This is a genomic window from Neolewinella aurantiaca (assembly GCF_008014675.1).
Classification (GTDB): Bacteria; Bacteroidota; Bacteroidia; order Chitinophagales; family Saprospiraceae; genus Neolewinella; species Neolewinella aurantiaca.
Genome location: NZ_VOXD01000011.1, coordinates 1 through 9,219 on the forward strand (window position 1 = coordinate 1; position 9,219 = coordinate 9,219).

Genomic DNA, 9,219 nt, shown 5'->3' on the forward strand with positions numbered 1-9,219 from the left:
GGTTGGTGACCACGCTATCCGCGTTCGCGCATCTGACGGCTGTGGTAACTTCGACGTTCAGATCATCGAGTTCTGTGTAACTGCTGACAAGTCGCCTACTCCGATCTGTATCCAGACCCTGACCGTTACGCTGATGAACGACGGCAACGGTGGCGGCATGGCTGCGATCTGGGCATCTGACTTCATCGCTTCTCCGATCGAAGACTGCTTCGGTAACGTAGTAGACAAGTACAGCCTCTACCGCTCCAGCGAAGCTGGCACTGCTGGCTTCACACCGGTAGCTGGTGTTCTTGGTATCGACGACATCGACTGTGATGACTTCGACAACGGTACGGTAAACGTACGTGTATACGCCTTCGACGACAACGGTTCTACGCCTGACTACTGTGAGGTAATCGTAGAAGTACAGGACAACATGGGCTGGTGTGACGGTTCTACCGGCAACCTTTCCGGTCTGATCGCTACACAGGACAATGAAGTTATTGCCGGAGTTGAGATCAACCTGACCAGCTCTGCCGGTATGGACGAGACCACTACTACTGCTGCTAACGGAACGTACACCTTCAGTGGCCTGCCACTGGACGCTGACTACACCGTACAGCCAGTATTCGACGCTGCATTCAACGCACAGAACGTACGTGCATCCGACCTCGTAGCGGGTATCGGCCAGATCCTCGGTACTGCACCATTCACCAGTGCTTACCAGTTCGTAGCTGGTGATGTTACTCAGGACGGTTCCTTCGACGTATTCGATATCCTTGCCGGTCAGCGTGCCATCCTTGGCCTTGACAACGGCTTTGCCGGTGGCAACTGGTTCATGGTGGAAGCCGGAACGAGCATCAACATGAGCAACCCTTACGCGGTGGCTTTCCCCGAGGTATTCAACGCCAACGACCTGCAGGGCAGCGTAACTGCTGACTTCGTAGCAGTAGAGAAGATGAACCTGACCGGTGCCACCGGTCGTACGGCTCAGCTTCTGAACGTAGACGACGTACAACTGGAAAGCGGACAGCTCCGCACGATCATCCTTGACGGCGCGCAGATGGCGGGCTTCCAGGGTACGATTGAGCTGGCTGCCGGCCTCGAGCTGATCTCTGCTGAGATCATCGGTGAAGGTGGTCTGAACCTGAACCACGCTGGTGAAGGTATGGTCGCTGTACTGGTTCGTGAAGCTGGTGCTGTGAGCCTTGAGGTTCGCGCAACGACTTCTGGTCTGGTGAGCGAGCTGATCAGCCTGAGCGACGCCGTAGTGGTTCGTGAAGGTGTAGCGCTGAACGGCACGAGCAACGGTCTCGAGCTTGCCTTCAACGCTGACTTCGCAGGTGCAACTGCACAGAACGTACTCTTCCAGAACACGCCTAACCCAGTGGTTGACGTTACTTCTGTAAGCTTCGAACTGGCAACTGCCGGTGCTGCTACCCTGACTGTTCAGGACGTAGCTGGTCGCCTGGTTAAAACTGTTGAAATCGACGGTGTTGCTGGTCTGAATCGCGTTGAGCTGGAGAACATCGGCGCCGCTGGTGTTTACTCTTACACGCTGACTTCTGGCGACTTCACTGCTACCAAGCAGATGATCGTACAGTAATCGTTACGGGTTAACGCCCGTGAAACGCAGCCTGAAGGCTGCGGAACAGAGCCCCGCCACTCAGAGATGAGTGGCGGGGTTTTTGTTTTTCAGTAAGTGTGAGTAGGGGAGAAGGAAAGTCGGAAAACGAGTCTGCCTTGGCTAAGGTATTGAGCAACAGTATATTTGTCAACCTTCTTTGCACCTGCGGCCCCGCATCCAAAATGTGTAAAACCCTGTGGAAATTGCGGGGAAAACTAAGCGGTGTACGTACTAACAAGCAAATGAACTAACTATCTACCTTCGCCCTCTATGCGTTTACGCCAACTTGAAATTAAGGGCTTTAAAAGCTTTGCCAACCAGACGATCGTCAATTTCGACGAGGACGTTATCGGGATTGTCGGACCAAATGGTTCGGGAAAATCCAATATAGTTGATGCTATCCGCTGGGTGTTGGGAGAGCAAAAAGGGAAAGAGCTCCGGCTGGATAAGATGAGCTCCGTCATTTTCAACGGAACAAAAAAGAAGAAGCCAGGTAGTCTTGCTTCGGTTAGCCTGACCTTCGATAACGACAAAGGGCTGTTACCGACCGAGTACAACACGGTAACGATAACCCGGATGCTGTACCGTTCGGGAGATTCGGAGTACCGTCTAAATGGAGTTCAGTGCCGTTTGAAGGATATTACATCGTTACTACTCGATACCGGGATTGGGTCAAACTCTTACGCGATAATCGCGCTGGGAATGGTTGACGACATCCTGAGCGACAAGGACAATAGTCGCAGGAAGATGTTCGAGCAGGCTGCGGGTGTGAGCAAGTATAAGGCGAGAAAGCGTGAAACGCTGAATAAGCTCAAAAACACAGAGGGCGATCTCGATAGGATTGAGGATCTGTTGCACGAAATAAACAATAACCTTGTCAGCCTTGAAAAACAGGCACGTCGTGCGCGTCGCTACCTGGAGATAAAGGAGCAATACAAGCAGCAAAGCCTGCAGCTGACCCAGGTGAAGGTATCCGCTTTACGTGAAGACTACGGTAAGTTGAAGGGGGAAATAGCCAAAGCCGAAGACGATTACCGTAACGTAGACGTAACCATCCGTAAGCTGGAAGCTACGCTTGAGGCAGAACGTGCAAAGCACATCGACAAGGAAAAACTGCTCGGTGAGCGCCAAAAGAAGCTCAACGAACTGGTCAACGAACTTCGGGGGCTGGAGAACGAGAAACAGATGCTGGCTCAGCGCAAAGCTTTTGTTCGCCGGCAAACTGAAAAGCTACAACAGGATATCGCGACTGCTTCGGGTCAGCTGACGGACTACGTGAGCCAGATCGAAGAAATGGATAAGCGCCTTGAAGCCGAAAAGGCGGTGGCCGTTGAGCGAAAAACTGCGCTTGATGCAGCCGAAGAGGCGCTCAAGGAAATCCGTGCCGGACATGAGTCGTTGAAAGGAAGGCTGGACGAAGGGCTTAAAGCCCAGCAGGAAGAAGAGCGTAAGATTTTCGAACTGGAGAAGCGAAAAGCCATCAACGCAAACCAGGTTGACAACTATAAATACCAGATTGAGCGCAATGCCGGCGAAATGGATGACCGCCGGAGTGAAAAAGAGAGCCTTGAAAATTCGTTGAAAGAACTCGAGGCAGAGGAAGAGAAACAGCTCAAGGCGATTGAGAAACTCGAGCAGGCGGAGACAGACCGCCGGGAAGCGATGGATGCTGCTACTGAGGCTGTAGACCGTTTGCAAAACGAGCAGAGCAAGATCAATCGCGGCCTCGATGCCCGGCGGAACGAATTCAAGCTTACTAAGAGCATGATTGACAGTCTTGAGGGCTTTCCTGAATCCATTCGCTTTCTCAGCCAGAGTAAGCAATGGAAGGAAGATCCTCAGCTGCTGTCCGACCTGGTTTTGGTAGACCAGGACTACCGCGTTGCGATTGAGAACTACCTCGAAAGCTTCCTCAATTACTACGTTGTTGCCGACGCGGAAGAGGCGAAGCAAGCCATCGCTTTACTTAGCAAAAGTCAGAAAGGGAAAGCCAATTTCTTTCTGCTCGATGCCATTCCTCCTTATCAGGGCGGACCTGCATTACTGCCACCAGGTACCCAACTTGCCACGGATGTGGTGAAAGTAGACAAGCAGTTTCAGCCGCTGTTGGATCACCTGTTGCATAATGTCCTGGTGACGACGACCGATGCTTTGCCGGAGCAGCCTCCGGAGGGCATATCCATTCTCAGCCAGAGCGGACGGTTTATCCGACGGCCATTCTCAGTTAGTGGCGGTTCGGTAGGCCTGTTCGAGGGTAAGAAGATTGGCCGAAAGAAGAACCTTGAAGTTCTGGAAAAAGCAATCACAGAAGCCGAAGCGAAAGCAAGGGTGATTGAGAAGGAATTGTACCAGGAGCGTAACAAACTCAATGAACTTCGACAGCGACGGGTAGATAAAGACATTCAGGAAAAGCAGCGTGAGCTCAGTCGTTTGCAGCAAAAACGTGCCGGATTACGGGCAAGGGTTGATAGTTTCCAGAATTATTTTTCCGAAACCGAGGCCAAAAACGAGAACCTTGCCAAGCAGGTAGCTGAGATCATCAAAACGAATTCTGTTATTGTTCGTGACCTGGAGACGAGTCAGCAGAAAGTGGAAACCATGCGTGAGCAACTGGCCGGTACCGACGGGAATTACCGTCAGTTGAGTGAACAGCTTTCTGAAGCAAGTGCTGGTTACAACCAGCACAACATCAGCTTTATTCAGCAGCAGAATCAGGTAGAGACGCTCGAACGAGAAATAGCGTTCCGGAGAAACAGGCTGAAAGAGTTGGGTGATCAGGACCTGAGCAATAAGGAGCAACTGGAGAAACTGGCCAAAGAGTCGCGTCAGTTCGAAGAACAAGAGAGTCTTCAGGCTAAGAACCTGGAAACTATGTACGCTAATCGTACAGAATACCAAACGACGCTGAACGCTGCGGAGCAGGATTATTTTAGTGCGCGCACCGCTATCAACGCGATGGAGGACGATTTGCGGCGTGAAAACCGTCGCCGGCAGGATGGGCAGGTGTTGGTGAATCAGCTCAAGGAGAAGTTTACTGACATCAAATTCAAGATCAATGGCCTGGCGGAAAGGTTGAAGATCGAATTCAATATCGGACTGGAAGGGCTCAACGGTCTGGAGATTGAAGAATGGGTAGGCTCAGTAGGCGACCTCGAAGTTAAAGTCGACCGCCTGCGCGGCCGGATTGGCAATTACGGTGAAATCAACCCGATGGCGGTTGAGGCCTATGATGAGATGAAGGAACGCCACGATACCATCACCAAGCAACGGGATGATATTACAGAAGCCAAGGCCACACTGATCAAAACAATCAAAGAGATTGAGACTACCGCTACGGTTCAGTTCCTGAACGCATTCGAAACAGTGCGGACACACTTCATTGAAGTGTTCAGAAGCCTGTTCACCGAAGACGACAACTGTGACCTGATCCTGGAAACTCCGGAAGACCCGCTGGAATCAAAAATCGAGATCATCGCCAAGCCGAAAGGTAAGCGGCCAACAACCATCAGTCAGCTCTCCGGTGGAGAGAAAACCCTGACGGCGACTGCTCTGCTCTTCGCTTTGTACCTGCTCAAGCCTGCGCCTTTCTGTATTTTCGACGAGGTCGATGCTCCGCTGGACGACGCCAACATCGCGAAGTTCAACAAGATCATCAAGAAGTTCTCCAAGGACAGTCAGTTCATCATCGTGACGCACAATAAGCTGACCATGGAGGCGGTGGACACCATTTACGGAGTCTTTACCAACGAACAGCAGGGTAGTGGAGTACTGCCGGTTAAATTCACAGAACTGGAAGGAAGCAGAATGTTCTCGGCGGCCTAAGCATGTATCAGGATCGCTGATTTTTCTGGTCGAGAGGCTGTTGGGTGTACAGGTTGACGTGGAGGGGCACAGCCTGAGCAGCGTCCGAAACTCGTTATGCCCAACAGTGAGTCCGGATTTGATGAATTATGTACCTTCGCCTTATGAAGATAGCACTATTTGGCCACGGTAAAATGGGTCGATTCATAGAAGGCCTTGCCAAAACCGCAGGAGATGATATTGTACTGATCGTAGATGAGAACAACCGCACATCGGTGAAAGCGACAGACCTGGCCGTTGCAGACGTGATTATTGAGTTTACGCGGCCCGAATCGGCTATACCTAACATAGAGCTGGCTTTGGAAGCCGGAGTGCCTATTGTGGTAGGAACTACCGGGTGGCTGGCGAAGCTTCCCGAAATATCCGACAAGGTTGATGCATCAGACGGAGCACTGTTCTGGGCGAGTAACTTCAGTATCGGTGTCAACGTGTTTTTCGAGGTAGCGGCGAGGGCTGCAGCACTGGCCAATCAGTACGGTGGCTATGAAGCCTCGGTGGAAGAAATCCATCACGTACAGAAGCTGGACGCGCCTTCCGGAACGGGAATTACCCTGGCGGAGGAGGTTGCCGCACAACTAGATGCTTATGATTCCTGGGCCCTGTCTGAGGTCCGGTCCGATGTACCACAAACTAAAATTGCACCTGCGTCTGCGCCCAAAGCGGGTAAATTGCCGGTTCCCATTACTTCTGTCCGGGAACCTGAAGTTCCGGGTACGCATATTTTCGAGCTGGCAAGCCAAGTGGATACACTAAGCCTGAAACATACCGCACACTCCCGGGAGGGCTTCGCAAAAGGCGCCCTAACGGCGGCCCGCTGGCTGGTGGGTAAACGGGGAGTGTTCACGATGAAAGACTTGCTGAAAACGAAGGACTGAGCACCGGGACATAAAAGTCTTATGTGCTAAGCTCCTAACCATTATCTTCGCCCCGCACGCCACAACCAACCCACCTGTATGCGCATCTTTTTTAGCCTTCTTGCCTGTATCGTTTGCTCCCTTAGCCTAGCTGCACAGCTGCCTGCTACCCAGGTTTATGTGTTTGATATCGAGGAAGGGGACAGCACCGTCACGTTCAGCAACCCCCAGTACATAACCGGCTTTAACCAGCAGGGTTACAACAACCAGCCTTACTGGCAGGACCGGAATGTTTTGTTGCTCTCGGTACAACAGCCGGAAATGCAGCAGCCGGATATTTTCAGCTTCGATTTGAACGCGAAGAGTAAGACACGGATGACCCGTACGGTTTCCGGAGAATACAGCCCCAAAAGTATGGGAGACGGGCGCAAATTCAGTGCTATCCGCCAGGAATACATCGGCCGGGACACCGTGTTAAGGCTTTGGGAATTCCCTACAAACCTCCAGGACAACGGCCGGCCGGTATTCAAGTACATCAATGGTATCGGATACTACGAATGGCTGAACAGTACTCAGTTAGCCTTATTTATCGTCGGAACGCCGAATACGTTGGCGCTTGCCAGCGCCGATACAGACCGGCCACGAACCCTGGCCAACAACGTTGGCCGTTGTTTTAAGCGGTTGCCGAACGGCAACCTTGCTTACGTCAGCAAAGAAACTGCGAGCTGGACGCTGGTAGAGCAGAACCTGTACCGCCTCACGGATGCCCCACGTCCGGTTACAACCTGTATTAACGGCTCTGAAGACTTTGCCATTCTCCGCGACGGAAGTTACCTAATGGGCGGAGGCTCGAAGATTTATCGCTTCGACCCCATTCGCAATCCGGTTTGGAAAGAAGTTGTGGACCTCCGGTTTTACGGGATTAAGAATATTTCCCGGATCGAATCCAACGGCTTCGATAAAATTGCGATCGTTGCGGGCAATTAAGACTAGCAAAGCCACCAATACCAGGATGATGAGCGCGTGAGAGCATTCCCCGGCGCGGCCGCGGGATGCAATGATTGTAATTAAACAGCAAAAGAATAACCACGGATTTTTAATCTCATCAAAGGATTATAGTACATCCGTATTACCCCAATAAATTACCAACCAACCAAATTACTACCACCACATGATTATAGGTTGTCCGAAAGAGATTAAGAACAATGAGAACCGTGTCGCCCTTACCCCGGGTGGCTGTCTCGAACTGGTTCGCAGAGGCCATACCGTTTACGTTCAGACCGGAGCCGGCGTTGGTTCCGGGTACGATGATGACGCCTACGTTGAGTCGGGTGCCGTTATCCTTCCTACCATCGAAGACGTATACGCGAAGTCCGAAACCATCGTAAAGGTCAAAGAGCCGATCGCGAGCGAATACGACCTGATTCGTGAAGACCAGTTCGTCTTTACCTACTTCCACTTCGCCAGCTCTAAGCCGCTGACCGAAGCTATGATTAAAAGCAAATCCATTTGTCTGGCGTACGAAACGGTTGAGGCACCCAACGGTAGCCTGCCGCTGCTGGTACCAATGAGTGAAGTTGCTGGCCGGATGGCGATTCAGCAGGGCGCGAATTACCTGGAAAAGCCAAAAGGCGGAATTGGTATTCTTCTCGGCGGTGTGCCCGGTGTTAAACCGGCCAAAGTTGTCGTTCTCGGCGGCGGAGTCGTTGGTATCCAGGCGGCCAAGATGGCGGCGGGCCTTGGTGCTCAGGTCATCCTGATGGACATCAATCTCGATCGTCTGCGTTACCTGGCCGACGTACTTCCGGCAAATGTCCGTACCGTTTACTCCAGCGAATACAACATCCGCAAAGAGCTCTCCACGGTAGATCTTATTGTTGGAGCAGTACTCATTCCCGGCGCAAAAGCTCCTCACCTCATCACCCGCGAAATGCTCAGCGAAATGCGTGACGGCTCGGTTGTAGTAGACGTTGCTGTTGACCAGGGCGGCTGTATCGAAACCTGTAAGCCGACCACCCACGCTGACCCGACCTTTGTGGTGGATGGCGTTCTGCATTACTGTGTGGCCAACATGCCGGGTGCAGTGCCTTACACTTCCACCCTTGCTCTTACGAATGCCACTTTCCCCTACCTGCTGCAGATTGCGGAAAAGGGCTGGGAGAAAGCATGCGAAGACAACGCCGGACTCAAGAAAGGCCTCAACGTTGTGCGCGGTGAGATCGTTTACCAGCCAGTTGCCGATGCATTCGGCATGTAGTAGAGTTTAAACGCCCGTTACCAGGAGCTGGCACGAGCTCTCTTTTTCCAGCTCCTGGTCAACAAAATTTCTGAAATGACTGTAAATCTTCAACGCCTCGACGATTCTTTTCACCTACAGGCCACCAACGAAAACGGCCGGACGGTCGAAACGGACGCCGGTCCTGCTACCGGCGGGCACGATGCGGGCATGCGCCCGATGCAGGTATTGCTTTCGGCCGTAGGCGGTTGTTCGAGTATCGATGTTATCATGTTGCTGCAAAAACAACGGCAGGACCTGAAAGACATCCGGATCGCCGTTACCGGCACCCGCCGCGACGAGGAGCCGCGCATCTTCACGGCAATTCACGTGGCTTATACGCTTGTTGGAGATATCGACGAGAAGAAAGCCGAACGTGCCTGCCGCCTAAGTATGGAAAAAATGTGTTCGGTGAGCCTGATGCTGAAAGCCGGTGGCGTCGAGATAACCTGGGACTACAAAGTAGTCGGGGAATAGTGATTCTACCTGCGCATTAACCTGTCGGTTGTCGCTTCAGAAAAAGCCTGTCGGAGATAAATTTCTCCGACAGGCTTTTCTGTTTTCAGGCGGGGCCGCAGGTGCAGGGTGCGCTCTCGGGAACAGCGGGGATAATTACTTCATAA

The 9,219-nt window shown here is 52.3% G+C and carries 6 protein-coding genes; all 6 read left to right on the forward strand.

Translation table 11 applies throughout. From position 1 onward, the window contains the following. A partial coding sequence (locus FUA23_RS08665) for a T9SS type A sorting domain-containing protein (RefSeq protein ID WP_147930344.1) occupies positions 1 to 1,585 on the forward strand: 1,585 nt, incomplete at its 5' end. A 291-nt stretch (positions 1,586 to 1,876) separates the two neighbouring features. Beyond that, entirely contained in the window at positions 1,877 to 5,428 is a 3,552-nt protein-coding gene (smc, locus tag FUA23_RS08670) for a chromosome segregation protein SMC (protein WP_147930345.1), read from the forward strand. A 143-nt stretch (positions 5,429 to 5,571) separates the two neighbouring features. Beyond that, positions 5,572 to 6,342 (forward strand): 4-hydroxy-tetrahydrodipicolinate reductase, encoded by a 771-nt coding sequence (gene dapB / locus FUA23_RS08675; protein ID WP_147930346.1) that lies wholly within the window; start codon positions 5,572 to 5,574, stop codon positions 6,340 to 6,342. Between the two features lie 78 nt (positions 6,343 to 6,420). Continuing rightward, positions 6,421 to 7,308, forward strand: a complete 888-nt coding sequence (locus tag FUA23_RS08680; RefSeq protein ID WP_147930347.1) for a hypothetical protein — start codon at positions 6,421 to 6,423, stop codon at positions 7,306 to 7,308. A gap of 184 nt (positions 7,309 to 7,492) precedes the next feature. Continuing rightward, positions 7,493 to 8,578, forward strand: coding sequence for an alanine dehydrogenase (ald, locus tag FUA23_RS08685; protein ID WP_147930348.1), 1,086 nt, complete (start codon positions 7,493 to 7,495; stop codon positions 8,576 to 8,578). Between the two features lie 75 nt (positions 8,579 to 8,653). Continuing rightward, entirely contained in the window at positions 8,654 to 9,073 is a 420-nt protein-coding gene (locus FUA23_RS08690; protein WP_147930349.1) for an OsmC family protein, read from the forward strand. Positions 9,074 to 9,219 lie beyond the last annotated feature (146 nt).